Raw genomic sequence first — 14,955 nt, 5'->3', positions numbered from 1 at the left:
GGCCCGGCACCCCCGTGGGGTACGGCTGACGTGCGCGGGAGCGTAGCGGCGGACGGAGGGTCGCCGCCCCGTCCGATGTGCGGGGACGGGGCGTGCCCGAGCCGGGGCGGGACTGTCAGCGCTGGCGGGCGGGCCGCACCACGATCTCGTTGACGTCGACGTCCTCGGGCTGGGCGAGGGCGAAGGACACCGCGCGGGCGACGGCATCGGGGTCGATCGCGTGGGCGCGGTAGGCACGCATCGCGCCCGCGGCGCCCGGATCGGAGATCGAGTCCGCCAGCTCGGAGGTCACCACGCCGGGCGTCAGGGTGGTCACGCGGATCGAGGGGTCGCTCTCCAGGCGGAGGCCCTCGGTGATCGCCCAGGCCGCGTACTTCGTGCCCGAGTACACCGCCGCCGTCGGGACGACCTGGTGCGCGCCGACGCTCGCGGTGGTGACGAAGTGCCCGCCACCCTGCTCGGTGAACACCGGCAGAGCCGCGGCGATGCCGTGCAGCAGACCCCGCAGGTTGACCTCGATCATCCGGTCCCACTCGTCGACGAGCAGGGCGTCGAGCCGGGACAGCGGCATGACGCCCGCGTTGTTGACCAGGACGTCCACCCGGCCGTGCCGTTGCCGGGCGGAGTCGACGAACGCCCGGACGTCGTCGCGGTCGGTCACGTCGACGCGCACGGCCTCCACCGTGCCCTCCGCGCCCTCCGTGCTGTCGGCCAGCGCCGCGAGCCGGTCGGTGCGGCGCGCCCCGGCCACCACGACGTGCCCCTCGCCCGCGAGCCGGCGCACCACCGCCTCCCCGATCCCGCTGCTGGCCCCCGTCACCAAGATGATCTTCTGTGTGGTCATGGACCCACCGTCGCCGGTGCGCGCCGGCACCGGCAGGCCCCGGTCCTCCCGGGGTGTGCCACACCCACCCACCGGCGGTCCGGACCTCCTACCGTGTACGGCATGGCCTCGGAGCTCGGCGCGTACCTCGCCACCCGGCGCGCCCGCATCACCCCGGACGCGGTAGGTCTGCCCTCGGCGGGGCTGCGCCGGGTCCCCGGGCTGCGCCGGGAGGAGGTCGCGATGCTCGCCGGGATGAGCGTGGACTACTACGTCCGGCTGGAACAGGGGCGCGAGCGACGCCCGTCGGCGGAGGTCCTCGAGTCGCTCTCGGCGGTCCTGCAGCTCGACGCCGACGAGCGCTCGCACCTGTTCACCCTGGCGGGGGCCACACCCAGGACGGCGACGGCCGTCGCGACGGACCGGGTGGACCCGGCACTGGCGCAGCTGATGGACGCGTGGCCGGACAACCCGGCGCTGGTCCACAACCGGGCCTTCGACGTCCTGGCGAGCAACGAGATCGCCGATGCCCTGTTCGGGGGCTGGTCGTTCTCGCGGAACCTCATGGAGATCGTGTTCTGCGATCCGGCCGCCCGCAGCTTCTACGTCGACCGGGACTCCGTCGCGGCGAACACCGTCGCGGGGTTCCGGCTCCACCACGGCCGCAACCCGGAGGACCCGCGGATCAGGGCGGTCCTGCACCGGCTGCTCTCGAGCGGCCCGGAGTTCGCGACGCTGTGGGCGGCGCACGACGCGCGGGGCAAGTCGCTGGAGCGCAAGCGCCTCCGGCATCCCCGGGTGGGGCCGCTGACCCTGACCGTGCAGACCTTCGACGTCCGCTCGGCCCCCGGCCAGCAGCTCGTCGTCTACCACGGTGAGCCGGGCCCCTCCGGCGACGCCCTGCGGCTGCTCGGCTCGCTGGCCGCCACGGACCGGGCACGGGGCTGAGGCGGCTCCCCGCCCGACGTCGTCCCCCGGCCCCGGCGGACCCGCTGTTCCGCCCGTGACGGCCGACCCCGCCCGTCGCAGGAGGGGACACCGACCGGCCCGTCGAGGCCGAGCCGCCCCGACCGCGGGCGGGCGCCGGGCCGGTCGGCCGAGTCAGGTCCGGGGCGGGGCCGCCGCGACGTCCCCGCCGGCCGGAGCGGAGTAGAACTGCCGGGCCCACCGCCGGTAGCGGCCGACGGGCCCGTCACCGGGGGCGAGCTTCGGGTGCTCGACGTAGATCTGGTGGTTCCACACCGGGAAGTCCGGAGCGGCGTCCCGCAGGGTGATGTGGTGCGCCAGGCGGCTGAACAGCTGCGAGAGCGGGTCGGTGATCAGCCGGCCCAGGACGTCGGGCACGAACGGGACCTTCTCCAGCGCCACGGTGGCGCCCAGGCGCAGGTGGAGCCTGCCCGGCGCCGTGGGGGTCGCGTGCAGCAGGACGTACATGTCACCGAGCGGGCCGAGCCGCGCCACGGCCGCCAACGTCGAGAGGCCGATGACGGTCAGCTCGTAGGAGGCGCTGGGGACCAACGCCCGCCCGCCCGCGGTCACCGGGATCGTGCAGGTGGGCTCCCCGATCACCGGATCGGCGTCGATGGTGAGGCCACTCAGGCCGTGCAGCTGGGTGAGGTGCCCGAAGTCGAACGCGTTCTCGACGATCATCTGCGGATGGCCCGCGAGGTCGACCGTGGTGTGCCGGAAGACGCTGGGCCGCGGGCCGTGCAGGGCGGGCACCTCCCAGGTCGGCGGCTCCCCCAGCGCATGCCGCCACACGTAGACGCAGCTGTTCACCTCGCACACGTCGTACCGGGTCAGCGCGGCCTTCGGCGGCTGCAGCCCGTACCCGGTCGCCACGCAGGTCCCGCTCGGGTCGAAGGCGAACCGGTGGAACGGACAGACGATGTTCTCGCCCTCGACCGCGCCGCCCGCCCCCAGATGTGCTCCCAGGTGCGGGCAGTAGGGCCGCACGGCCCGCAGCACTCCCCCGCGGGTGCGGTAGAGCACCACCTCCTCCCCCATCAGCGTGCGGGTGAGGACGCCACCGGGCGGGAGCTCGTCGGAGAAGGCGAGGCAGAACCAGCCGTCGGGATAGGGCAGCGCGGTCGCGGTCAGCGCATCGGCGCGGGCGGGACCGGAGTCGTCGTGGACGTAGCGGGTGAGACCGGACATCGCAGGTCCTCCGTGGTGGTGGGGGTGCTCACGGGCGGGGCCGCCGGCCCCAGGCGGAGATCAGCAGGAACGGCAGGTCGGCATGCCCGGGGTCGTCGAGCAGGGCGAGGCAGTCGGAGATGTCGTCGTCGGAGACGAGATCGTGCTCGCGCAGCAGCGGGCCGAACTGCGCCAGCGAGACACGGACGAGGCTGGTGGCGTTGCCGGTCGACCCCACGACGCCGGGGGTGCAGAGCACGCCGACCTCCACCAGCCCGGCTTCGGCGAGCATCAGCGGCAGGCCGGTGGCCCACCCGATGTCGGCGCCCATCCGGCCGGACGCGAGCCGGGAGAGCCCCTCCAGGCAGCGGTGGAAGGCGGTGCGGCTGCCGCCGGGCGGGGTGATGCGGAGCGTGGCGTCGACGCAGACCCACCCGCCCGGCGCGGTCCACCCCACCATCCTGGCCAGCGCGGCGGCCCGGTCGGGCAGGTGCTCCAGCAGGGCGCGGGCGTGCACGAGGTCGAACGAGGCGGCCGGGAAGTCGTCGTGCAGGACGTCGTGCCGCAACGGCGTCAGGTTCGCGACGTCGGTCGGGAGCAGGGTGGTGTCGAGATCGGTGACCACCACCTCGCCCGGCGCACAGCGCCGGGCCAGCCAGCGCCCCACCGACCCGGTCCCCCCGCCGAGCTCCAGGCACCGCCAGCCGGGCACCGGGTCCAGTCCGTCGAGGGCCCGTCGGGAACCTGCGTCGGCGAACTCCTCGTGGGCCCGGAGTCTGCGCAGCTCCAGCGGCTCGTCGTGGTCGAGGTGACCCGCTCCGTAGCCCGCCGTCATGCCGGGCACCCGGCCCCTGCCGAGGGCTCGCCGACCGCCGGTGCGGCGTCCCGTGCCACGACCCGCAGGGTCAGGCCGCGTGCGGTGATGGTGGCCTCCACCGCGGGCCGGAACGGCTCCGGTGAGAGCGGCTCGACGCGCCACCGCCGGAGGACCGCGTGCAGCGCGGTGACCATCTCGGTCAGTGCGAAGCGGTCGCCGATGCACTTGCGGGCGCCGGCGCCGAAGGGGAGGTAGGCACTGCGGTCGGGAGCCCGGCCGACCCACCGGCCGGGATCGAACCGATCGGGATCGCGGTAGAGGTCGCCGCGGTGCTGGATCAGGTACGGGCTGACGGCCACCACGGTCCCGCGGGGCAGCTCGACCCCGCCCAGCTCGGTGTCCGCGGTCGGGGTGCGGGTGAACAGCCACGCGGGCGGGAACAGCCGCAGGGTCTCGGTGAGGACCCGGCCGGTGACACCGTCGAGCGGCGGCGGCCGGACTCCGTCCGCTGCCCGCGCCTCCGCCGTGACCTGCTCCTGCACGTCGGGGTGGGTGGCCAGCAGCTGCAGCGCCCACGCGAGCGTGTTCGCGGCGGTCTCGGTGCCGCCGATGAAGAACGTGAGCACCTGGTCGGCCAGCTCGGCATCGGTGAGGGTCGCGCCGTCGTCCACCGCCCCCAGCAGCGAGGACATGAGGTCGCCGTGATCGGTGGGGTCGGCGCGGCGGTTCGCGACGATCGTCGCGACGACGTCGAGGAGCCGCCCGCGGGCCTCGTCGAACCGGCGGTTGAACGGGATGGGCAGCCGGCTCAGCAGCGGCGGCGTGAGCATCCGCCGGAACACACCCCGCACGAGCGTCGTCGTGTCGTCGATGCTCCGGTCGACCACATCCGCGGGCAGCTCACCGCTGAAGATCGTCTCCATGGTCGCGCGGGCGGTGAGCGTCATCATCTCGCGGGTGACGTCGAGGTGCTGCCCGGTGTGCCACGCGCTGCTGCTCGCCTCGGCCGTCGCGGCGAACACCTCGGCGTAGCCGGGGAACCGGTCGCCCTGGAACGAGGGCTGGCACAACCGCCGCTGCCGGCGGTGGCTGCTGTGCGGGCAGGTCGACAGGCCGTTGCCGGCGACCTCGCGGATCCGCTCGATCACCGGGCCCTCCTTGTCGTAGGTGCGGTCGTCGAGCAGGACCTGGCGGGTCACGTCCGGGTCGCAGGCCATCACGACCGAGAAGGGGCCCAGCCGGATCCGCGCCAGCGGCCCGAGCGCGGGCAGCGACGAGGTGAACGCGAGCGCGTCCCGCAGCAGCGGCACCGCGTGGCCCAGCACCGGCAGCGCGCCGGGTGCGAGCGGGATCGACGGGGGGCGGGGCATGGTCACCTCGTTGTCTCGGAGGGTCCGGTCACCACGTGACGGGCAGGTCGTGGACGCCGTAGATCAGGCCGTCGTGCTTGAACCGCACCTCGGACGGCTCGACGGCGAGGCGCAGGGTGGGGATGCGGCGGTAGAGCGTGCCGTAGACGACCTGCAGCTCGACCCGCACGAGCGGCTGACCGAGGCACTGGTGCGGGCCGAAGCCGAACGCGACGGGGTGCCGGGCGTCGCGGCGGATGTCGAGCCGCTCGGCGTCGGGGAAGGCCTCGGGGTCGCGGTTGCCGACGTCGTTGGGCAGCACGATGCCGTCGCCGGCGCGGACCGTGGTCCCGTCGGGGAGCTCGATATCGGCCAGCGCCACCCGGCGCCGCGCGGAGTGCACGATGGGCAGGTACCGCAGGAGCTCCTCGGTCGCGCCCACCACCAGCGCCGGGTCCTCGGTGCTGCGCAACGCCGCGAGCTGCTCGGGGTGGCCGAGCAGCGCGAGCGTGCCCAGCGCGATCATGTTGGCCGTGGTCTCGTGACCGGCGACGAGGATCAGCAGGAGCATCGACGCCAGCTCGGACGAGGTCAGCTCCCCGGTGGCGACGTGCCGGGAGGCCATCCGCGACAGGATGTCCTCGGCCGGGTCGGTGAGCCGCCGCGCGATCAGGTCCTCCAGGTACCCGACCAGCCCGCGCTGCGCCGCGAGCACCTGCTCCACCGTCGAGTACCGGTGGATGAGCACGTGGCTCGACCGCTGGAAGAACTCGTGGACGGCGTAGGGCACCCCGAGCAACTCGCAGATCACCATCGTCGGCACGGGCAGTGCGAAGGCCGTGACGAGGTCGACGGGACGCGGTCCGTCGAGGATCGCGTCGATCCGCTCGTCGACGATCCGCCGGATCGTGGGCCGGAGGGCCTCGACCCGCCGTACGGCGAACGGGCTGGTCAGCATCCGGCGCAGCCGCCGGTGCTCCGGGTCGTCCATGGTGATGAAGGAGCGCGCGTCGGCGTGGCGTGCCTTGATCCCGGCCGTGACGTGCGGATAGCCGTCGTTGGTGGGGTCGGCGCTGACCCGCGGGTCGCTGAGCAGCTCGCGCTGCAGCGCGTGTCCGGTGACGAACCACGGCGTGCTGCCGTCCCAGATGCGGACCCGGCCGACCGGCCCGCGCGCGTGCAGTCCGAGCAGCTCCGGCGGCGGGTCGAACGGGCAGCCGGCCGCACGCGGCAGGGGGAACTCGGGGATCGGGGCGGTCATGCCGCGGTCCGTCCGGGGACGGGCGCGGTGATCTCCAGGACCGCGGCGGTCCAGCGGAACCCGAGCCCGAAGCTCACCACGAGCACGCGGTCGCCGGGCACGGCCGTCCCGCCGCGGAGCAGCCGGTCGACGGCCAGCAGCAGGTCGCACGGTCCGGCATGGGCGACGTGGCGTCCGAACGTCCAGCTCGTATCGGCCGCACGGGCGTGCAACGGTGGCCCCGACAGCAGGACGTCGAGCACCGCCGACCCGATCGCGACGACGGCGGTGTGCGCGACGTCCGCCGGTCCGAGACCGGCCTCCTCCAGCACCTGCTCGACGCAGGAGCGCGTGGCCTCCCGCAGGGAGGTGACGTGCGGGGCGAGCCCCGTCTGCTCGACCGCCATGCGCCGGCCCGTCGCCCCGCCCGCGACGCCGGCCGCGGCCCTGCTCATCTCCTCCAGACGGGGCAGCGCGGCGTGTGCGGTCGCCACCAGCCGGGCCCGGCCCGGCGCGCGGGTGAGCACCGCGGCCCCGCCCGCGTCACCGGCGAGGTACCCGATCTCGTGGACGAAGTCCCAGCGCTCGGCGGGGAAGCGGGACCCCGCGGTGACCATCGCCGCCCGTGCGTCCGGACGTGCGGTGAGGTGCTCGGCCGCCGTGACCAGCGCGGCCGCACCGCCGTCACTCGCGGCGCCGATCTCCATCCCCGTCGCCACCGTGGTGCCCAGGGCGCGCAGCAGGTAGGGCGAGGGGGTGTAGTGGTCGACGTCCTGGAAGCTCGCGTGCACGAGCAGGCTCAGGTCGGAGCCGACGGCACCGGCGTGCCGCAGCGCCTTCAGCGCCGCGCGTGCCGCCATCCCGACGGCCGTGTCGCCCGCGGCCACGGCGGCGGAGCCGAACCCGTTGGCGTCGGCCGCCGAGGGGGTGTCCGGCCGGGCACCTGCCCGCGGCCGGATGGGCGGGATCCACGACCCGCTGCCCGCGATGTTCACGTCGGACCAGAGCACGAGTGCCTCCTCAGGCGGGGACGGGCCGGTGGTCGTCGGCGCCCGGACGGACCAGGCGCCCCGGTTCGCCGCTCGAGAAGGCGGTGACGCCGCGGACCCGGACCAGCACCCGGCCGTCGGCGGCCGCGGTGAGCACTCCGGACGCGGTGTCGTGGCCGAGCCGGACGACCGGGTGGCGAGCGGCGAGGTCGCAGTCGTTGCCGGCACACCCCAGATCGACCTCGGCGATACCGGCGAGGGGGCCCGGCACCGGTGGTCCGCCCTCGGCCCCGTCCCGCGGCACGAGCAGCAGGTGGGCGAGCGCGTCGATCAGGATCGAGGGCACCGTCGCCCCGCCGAGCTCGGCCGAGAACCCCGTGTGGTCGAACGAGAACAGTGCACTCGTCCCGTCCGGTCCGTGGGCGTGGGCCGAGGTCCCGGCGAACGGCCCGCTCAGCGCCAGTACGGGATGTCCGTCGTAGATCGGCATCCGGAACCCCGGGACGGGGGTGTGCGCCCGCAGGTCCGGCGCCGGGCCGAGGTGGGGGCGGACCGGGGCGAGCAGGACGTCCGCCTCGTAGCAGAGGTCGCCGAACCGGAGCACCTTCCCGGTCGCGCTGACCCGGTTCGTCGTGACCCGGACCGACACCCGGGCCCCGGCGGGATCCTCGGTGGTCACCCGCGCGGAGACCGTGACGGTGCGGGGAGGACCGTCGGGCCGCACCGTCACCGAGGCGTGGCAGGCGAGGTCACGGAAACCGGTGACGACCAGGTCCGGCCGCAGCCGGGTCGCGGCGGCCGCGGCGGCCTCGAGCGCGAACGTGCCGGGGAGCACGACGGCGCCGTTGACCCGGTGGTGGCGCATCCACCGCCCGTCCCGCTCGTCGAGCGTGCGGGGGTCCCACGTCTTCGTCGCGACCACCCAGGACCGGCCCTCCATCGTGATGCCGTCGAGGAGCGGCGAGGCCGGTTCCGGACCCGGTACGGCGGGGTCCGGGACGTCGGGGGGCGGCATCGGCGGGGCATCCGGTCCGATGCCCCGGCGGGCGAGCATGGCCCGTTCCGGCCCGCGCAGGAAGAACGTCAGCCCGTTCGCCGGCGGGTGGGCCAGCGACGAGAGGAACTGCGCGCACCCCTGGGCCGGCGTGATGTAGGCGTCCATGTTGTTGCGCCGCAGCGTCTCCTCCATGGCGACGCTGCTGGCCACGCCGACGTCCTTCCAGCCGCTCCAGAGGATCGCGATCTCCCGGTGCCCGGTGGGCAGGTCCCGGTCGGCGGCGGCCGTGGCGTACTCGAGGTAGGAGTTCACCGCGCAGTAGTCGACGTCGCCGGGCGCAGGCGCGACCGTGGCGAGGGTGCTGAAGGTGGCGAGGATCGTCGGTGGTCGTCCGGCGAGGGCGTGCTTCAGGTTGCGGTAGCCGGTTGCCTTCGTGGCCCGCACGGCCCGGAAGTCGGCGAGCGCCTTGGCGTGCAGCGCGCGGGGACGCAGGTCGAGCACGGCGTTCACCACGAGGTCGACGCGGCCGTGCCGGTCGTGGATCTCGTCGAGGACGGCGGTGGTGGCCTCGCCGTCGAGCACGTCGCAGACGCGGTGGTGCACGCGGTCGGGACCGCAGACCTCGGCGAGCCGCCGCAGTGTCGCCCGTACCTCCCGGGCGGCGTCGAGACGGTCGTAGCGCGCCTTGAGCTCGCGCAGGCTCAGCTCGGGATGCAGGCGTCGCTGCTCGGCGATGAACTCCGCCTGGGGTACCGGCTCGGGGGGCGGGCCGTCCGGGACCGGGGTGCGGCCGATCAGGTAGACGTGCGGCCGCTCGACGCGGACGGCGAGCGCGTGCAGCAGCTCCGGCGTGATCCCGCGTGCGCCGCCGAACGCGACGACGACCGAGCCCGGGGCCGGCGGGGTCCCGCCCGGGCCGGCGGGCACGTCGTCCGGGCAGACGTCCATCCGGGCCCAGCTCCCGTCCCCGCGGGCCGCGACCGTGTGCAGCGGACCGGCGTCGCCGCTCGCGCGGGCCAGCTGGTGCAGCGCGGTCGGCGCATCGGGCGTCGCGGTGAGCAGCGCGGCTCCCCCGCACTGGGTGATCTCGGCGCGGACCGAGCGGACGAACCCGGTGAACAGACCGGCGAGCGGGTGCGGACGGTCGCCGGGCAGGGCGTCGAGCAGCGCGGCGCCGATGGTTCCGCCGTTGCGCAGGGCCGGGAGCAGGGCCTGGGTCGTGGTCAGGAGCAGGTCCTGCAGCGTCTCGGCGCGCAGGACGGCGGCGGGGGCGTCACCGCGGTCGGTGAACCGCGTCAGTACCCGCACGTGGGCCGGGACGAACGGGAGCTCCGCGAGCGCGCCGGCCGCGTCCTCCGCGGCGACGGCGTCGGTCGTCCACACCGCGACGTCGACGCAGCCCTCCAGCGCGGCCACGACGTCCGCGCAGTCGGTGACGACGACGGTGCCCGGCGGGACCGGGTGCGGCGGGGTCGCCCCGGTCGGGACGGCCATGTCGACGAGGTCCACCGTGCCCCGGGTACCGATGTCGGGATCCGGCGCGTCGGGGGGCCGTACGCCGGTGAAGCGCAGGCCCGGCGTGGCCGGGTCGCTCGCGCCGACGACCGTCCCGCGGCCGGTGACGACGCCGTGCAGCAGCGCGAACAGCGCGTCGACGGCGAGGTAGGTGCGATCCGGCGCCGGGGGCGCGGGCGGCGTCGCCCCCGGACCGGCCGTCGCGACCGTTCCCAGGATCGGCAGACCGTGGTGCTCGGCGGTCGAGCGCCGGGCCAGTGCCACGACGGCGGCGCCCTCCGCGATCGTCGCCCCGTCCGGTACGAGCGGACCGAGATGTCCGTCCCAGCCCCGGACCGGTGCCACACTCACGGCCCCCACCAGCGCCAGCGCGCAGGCCCCGTGGCGGAGCTGACGCATCGCGAGGTCGAGTGCGGCGGTGCCGGAGTCCCGGTGGTCGTAGACGGCGACGCCGAATCCCTGCAGGTCGTCGTAGTTGGTCACCCGGCCGGCCGCGATGCAGGAGACGGCACCGGTGAAGTCGTCCTCGCTGATGTCGGGAGCGGACGCGTCGACGACGGCGGCGAGCCGATCACGCAGCGTCGCGACCATCCCGGGATCGGGCAGCAGCCCGAGCGCGTCGGCGCACTCGGCGGCGTGCACCCGCACGGCCATCCGGGTGGCGTGCCTGCTGGGCAGCGCCGACCCGATCAGCAGCGCGGTGTCGGGACGCAAGTCCGCGGCCGCGTCGCCCAGCTGCGCCAGCAGCGGGTCCACCGCCTGCAGCATCATCAGGTGGCTCGGGTCCATGTGCGCGGTGGTGCGCGGCGGGATCCGCACCTCGCGCGGCGACGGGACGGGGTACGGGTCGCCGAACCCGGCCGAGGGACCGGGCCCGGTACCCGCCAGCCAGGCAGCGGTCGCGTCGCGGTCGGAGCCGGGCAGGTGTGTGTTCCAGCCGACGACGACGAGGTCCTCCGGGATCGCCCTGGCGGGCCGCCGGGTCGGGACGCGGTCGGCCAGCACGGCGTGCGCGTCGGCGCCACCGAGCCCGAACGACGAGACGCCGACGACACGTGGCCGGTCCGAGGGCCGCCAGTCGACCTCGGTGACGGGCACCCCGAGCCGTTCCTCCCCGTCCAGCAGCGCGTGCGGGGCGATCCGGTCCGTCTGGGCCGGGATCGCCCCGTGCTCGATCGCGGTGAGCGCGTGCGCCACCGAGACGAGCCCCGCGAGCACACCGGTGTGGCCGAAGACCTGCTTGTTGGAGGTGAGCAGGCAGCTGCGCCGGCCCTGCCCGAGCCGCGCCAGCAGGGCTCGGACCTCGACCTCGTCACCGGTCGGTGTGCCGGTGCCGTGGGCCACGACCCAGTCGAGGTCGTCGGCTCCGACACCGGCGTCGGACCAGGCGCGGGAGATCGCCAGTTCCTGACCGCGTTCGGCCGGGGCGTGGATGCCCTTGCCCCGGCCGTCGGCGGCCAGGCCGGTGCCGAGCACGAGCCCCAGGATCTCGTCGCCGTCCGCGACGGCCCTCGCGTGGGTCTTCAGCACGAGCGCCACCGCGCCCTCGGCGAGCAGCGTCCCGTCCGCGTCCCGGTCGAACGGGCGCACCCGGCCGCTGGGGGTGATGCCCTGGGCCTTGCAGAACAGGGTCAGCAGGGTCGGCTCGGCCACCGAGGTGCCGCCGGCGAGCGCCACGTCGCAGGAGCCCTCCCGCAGTGCCTTCACGGCGGCGTCGAGCACGTAGAGGCCGCTGGCGCAGGCGGCGTCGAGCGTGAGGTGGCGGGCGTCGTCGGGCACGAGCCCGCCGAGTGCCACCCGTGAGACGGACGCGGGCTGGTGCATGAGCGGGTCGGCACCGCTGCCGGAGTAGTGGGCGAGCACCGCGTGCTCGGCCATCTCACCGAGCCAGTCACCGTCCGGGTCGGCTGCCGTGGCCCCGCGGAGCATGCTCGCGTACTGCGCCCCCAGCACCGGGGCCCGGTCGCCGAGCCCGATGTGGTCGTGCGCTCCCGTGGTGACGGCGAGCCACCGGTCACCCGCTCCGCGGCGCACACCGTCGAGTGCCTGGACGGCGCAGTGCCGCAACCAGCGCGCGGTCGGTGCCACCCCGGGGTGGTCGCGCAGTCCGTGTGGCTCGCTGAGCGAGCGCGGATCCGGGACGAAGCCGGTGAGGTAGCCGGCCCGGCGGGCGTGGAAGCGGCCGGGCACCGTGGGGTCGGAGGCGTGGAAGTGCTCGAGCGCGAAGCCGGTCGGTTCGCTCGCCTGCAGCGTGGCCTCGCGCAGCCGGTCCCACAGCTCGCGCCGGTCGTTCGCGCCGGGCAGCGCCACCCCGATCCCGACGACGGCGACGGCGTCGTCGTCGTCGTCGTCGTCGGCAGCGACGGTGTCGGTGCGGGGCTCCTCGGAGGGGGCCCCGGTCACGGTCCCCGCCGGCTCGGGGTCCCCGCTCGGCGGTCCGGCGGGTGCGGGCGACGCCGTCCCGCGGACGGGAGCGGCGTGCGCGGCGAGGTTGCTGTGCAGCGGGAGCGTCTGCATCCCGGTGAGGCCGATGCCGCCGTCGGCGATAAGGGTCTGCCCGGTGACGAACCCGGCGTGCGGGTGCAGGAAGTGGCAGATCAGGTCGGCCGCGTCCGGCGTCGAGATCGTGCGCCGGAGCAGCCGCTCGTCGTCGGCGCGGTCACCGATCGTGTCCGGGTCGGCGAGTGATCTCACGATGTCGCTCGCCACCGAGCCCAGCAGGACCGTGTTCACCCGGATCCCCCGCGGGGCCAGCTCCAGCGCCAGGTAGCGGACCAGCGACTCGGCGGCCGCCTTCGTCACGCCCCCGGGCCCGTAGCCGGGCACCGGCAGGTGGGACCCCACGGCGGACAGGCACAGCACCGCCGCGCCCGGACGGCCGTCCATCAGCTCGGCCGCCCGCCGCGCGCAGTGGTAGGGCCCCATCACGTTGGTGCGCCAGGCCCGTTCCCAGTAGACGTCGTCGACGTCGAGCAGCGGGAGGAAGGCGCCGGCCGCGGCGTTGTTCACCAGGATGTCGAGGCCACCGTGCCGCTCCCGGACGAGGTCGAACATCCGGTCCACCTCGGCGGTCTTGGCCACCGAGGCGCGGATGAACTCGCAGGAGCGGCCTGCGGCACGCAGCTCCGCCTCCAGCTCCCGGGCCGCCTCGACCGAGTGGAAGTAGTTGACGATCACGTGCGCGCCCCGCCGGGCCAGGCTCCGCACGATGTCGGCACCCAGACTGCGTGCCGCGCCGGTGACCAGCGCGATCCGCCCCGTCAGGTCGTCCGGGGAGCCCTCGTTCCCGTTCACGCAGCCTCGCCGACCGCTCCGCCGGCCACGACGGCGTCCGCGATGCGCCGCAGTGAGCCGAAGCCCAGCAACGAGGCGTTCGAGCGCAGGTCGGGCAGGTTGAACAGGTCCGCGACCTGACCCAGCAGTGCGACCTGCTTGAGGGACTCGACGCCGAGGTCGGCCTCCAGGCTGTCGTCCTCACCGAGGAGGTCCGGCGGGTAGCCGAGGTAGCCCCCGTAGAGGTCACGCAACTGCGCCAGGACGGCGTCGTAGTCGCGGGTCCCGGCGGAGGGGGCTCCGCCGGAGAGGGCCGGGGCGGAGGGAGCCTGGGCGGACGGGGCCGGGGCGGGTTCGACCGGCTCGGGGCGCGCCGCCGGTGTGGCCACCGCGGCCGGCGACGGTGGCCGGACCGCGGCCGGCGGGTCCGTCGCGGGGGTGGGTACGGCGACGGTCGGCTCGGGGCGCACGACGACCGGGGCCCCCGGGTGCGCGCCGTTCCGTGACGGGGTACCGGTCGTGGGCCCGGCCGGAGCGGCGGGGGCGTCGCCCTCGGCCAACGGCACGGTGCACCGCACGCCCGGAACGCTCGCCTGGATCATCTTCGCGACGACCGCACGTTCGCCGCACTCGACGAACACCTCCGCGCCGGAGGCGTGCAGCTCGCGGATCGTGTCCAGGATGCGCACGCGGGCGGTGAGGGCACCGGCCATGAGCTCCACGGGGTCGTCGTCGGCGACGTCACGGCCCAGCCACGGCGAGCACACCCGCACCCGGCCACCGCCGTAGGGCACACGGGGCGCACCGGCGCGGAGCTTCCTGGCCGACCGGGCCAGTGCGGGCGAGTGCGTGGGGTGGGGCACGTCGAGCCGGTTCGTGGGCCAGCCCGCCGCCGCGGCCACCCGTTCGATGTCGGCGGTGAGCGCGGTCGGGCCGCTCAGCACACTCTGGTGCGGCGCGTTCTCACAGGCCAGCACCAGATCGGGGTGTCCGAAGAGGCCGGCGAGGTGCTCGGCCCGGCGGCCGTCCACCCCGACGGCGATCATCGTGCCCTGCCAGTCCTGCCGGGTGAGGGTGCGGGACCGGGCCACCGCGAGCCGGACCGTGTCCTCGACCGAGATGTACCCGGCCGCGGCGAGCGCCCACAGCTCCCCCACGCTCTGGCCGACGAGGCCCGCCGGCTCGACGCCCGTCCCGACCAGCGCGCGGTGGGTGGCGATGCTGACCGCGAAGATCTCCACGTACTGCAGGTCGGGGCCCCGCCCGGGAGCCACCTCGCCGCCCTCGACGAGCCGTGGCGACACCGCGGGGAGGTCCAGGCCGCGGGCGGCGTCGTCGATCCGGGCGAGTACCTTGCGTACGCCGTCGTGCCGGGCGTGCAGATCGTGCAGGATCCCGCCGCGCGGCGCGGGCACCGTTCCGGGCATGACGAGGACAGGGTTGGTGTTCACGCGTCGTCCCTCTCGGTTGGACAGGCCGAACGGATCTGATGGTCGGCGACGGCACCCGAGAATTTCCCTAGTGCTGCAACGACGGCGACCCGACGCCGAGAGATGCCGGCGGTCGACGATCCCGTGAGCACCGGCGGCGACCCGGTAGGACCTGTCGTGCAGCGGTGAGGTCGAATCCGGTGCGCCGGCCCGATCGAGCAGACCCTGGGGCAGGGCGAGTCCTGGCGATCCGGGCCGGCGCGGACCCCGGGCGGGTGCGCATCACCACCGTGACCGACGTCCCCATGACCTCCATGCCGGGCAACTGTGCGCGCGTGATCGTCACGGCGGGCGGGCCGCTGGTCGTCCTCGGCTGATCACCGCGA

9 protein-coding genes are annotated in these 14,955 nt (G+C 75.2%); 1 reads left to right on the top strand and 8 read right to left on the bottom strand.

Annotated elements, in window-relative coordinates:
• Positions 1-115: 115 nt before the first annotated feature.
• On the bottom strand, positions 116-844 hold the full coding sequence (locus KPF47_RS16015) for an SDR family oxidoreductase (protein ID WP_224389566.1): 729 nt from the start codon (positions 842-844) through the stop codon (positions 116-118).
• A 102-nt stretch (positions 845-946) separates the two neighbouring features.
• On the opposite strand from KPF47_RS16015, the gene KPF47_RS16010 reads away from it, so the two are divergent.
• The gene (locus KPF47_RS16010) at positions 947-1,771 is read left to right on the top strand and encodes a helix-turn-helix domain-containing protein (RefSeq protein ID WP_224389565.1); all 825 of its coding nucleotides are present in this window, start codon (positions 947-949) and stop codon (positions 1,769-1,771) included.
• Between the two features lie 153 nt (positions 1,772-1,924).
• On the opposite strand, the gene KPF47_RS16005 is transcribed toward KPF47_RS16010, so the two are convergent.
• Genes KPF47_RS16005 through KPF47_RS39710 form a run of 7 tightly spaced genes read right to left on the bottom strand, consistent with a single transcriptional unit; the run spans position 1,925 to position 14,590 of the window.
• Positions 1,925-2,980: an aromatic ring-hydroxylating dioxygenase subunit alpha gene (locus KPF47_RS16005; RefSeq protein WP_224389564.1), complete on the bottom strand. Its 1,056-nt coding sequence runs from the start codon at positions 2,978-2,980 to the stop codon at positions 1,925-1,927.
• 28 nt (positions 2,981-3,008) lie between these two features.
• Positions 3,009-3,794: a class I SAM-dependent methyltransferase gene (locus KPF47_RS16000; RefSeq protein ID WP_224389563.1), complete on the bottom strand. Its 786-nt coding sequence runs from the start codon at positions 3,792-3,794 to the stop codon at positions 3,009-3,011.
• Entirely contained in the window at positions 3,791-5,146 is a 1,356-nt protein-coding gene (locus tag KPF47_RS15995) for a cytochrome P450 (RefSeq protein WP_224389562.1), read from the bottom strand. The genes KPF47_RS16000 and KPF47_RS15995 overlap by 4 nt, the downstream gene beginning before the upstream one ends.
• Positions 5,147-5,174: 28 nt before the next feature.
• Positions 5,175-6,386 carry a cytochrome P450 gene (locus KPF47_RS15990; RefSeq protein WP_224389561.1) on the bottom strand — a complete coding sequence of 404 codons (1,212 nt, stop codon included), beginning with the start codon at positions 6,384-6,386 and terminating at the stop codon, positions 5,175-5,177.
• A complete protein-coding gene (locus KPF47_RS40145; RefSeq protein ID WP_224389560.1) occupies positions 6,383-7,375 on the bottom strand; it encodes a 3-oxoacyl-[acyl-carrier-protein] synthase III C-terminal domain-containing protein in 993 nt (330 codons plus the stop codon). Before KPF47_RS40145 ends, KPF47_RS15990 begins: the two co-directional genes overlap by 4 nt.
• A 10-nt stretch (positions 7,376-7,385) precedes the next feature.
• Positions 7,386-13,160: an SDR family oxidoreductase gene (locus KPF47_RS15980; protein WP_224389559.1), complete on the bottom strand. Its 5,775-nt coding sequence runs from the start codon at positions 13,158-13,160 to the stop codon at positions 7,386-7,388.
• Positions 13,157-14,590 (bottom strand): acyltransferase domain-containing protein, encoded by a 1,434-nt coding sequence (locus KPF47_RS39710; RefSeq protein WP_308015406.1) that lies wholly within the window; start codon positions 14,588-14,590, stop codon positions 13,157-13,159. The genes KPF47_RS15980 and KPF47_RS39710 overlap by 4 nt, the downstream gene beginning before the upstream one ends.
• Positions 14,591-14,955 lie beyond the last annotated feature (365 nt).

The organism is Pseudonocardia sp. ICBG1293, from assembly GCF_020131355.1.
Lineage (GTDB): Bacteria > Actinomycetota > Actinomycetes > Mycobacteriales > Pseudonocardiaceae > Pseudonocardia.
The sequence above is the reverse complement of the archived record's forward strand: the minus strand, read 5'-3'. Positions and strand labels throughout refer to the sequence as shown.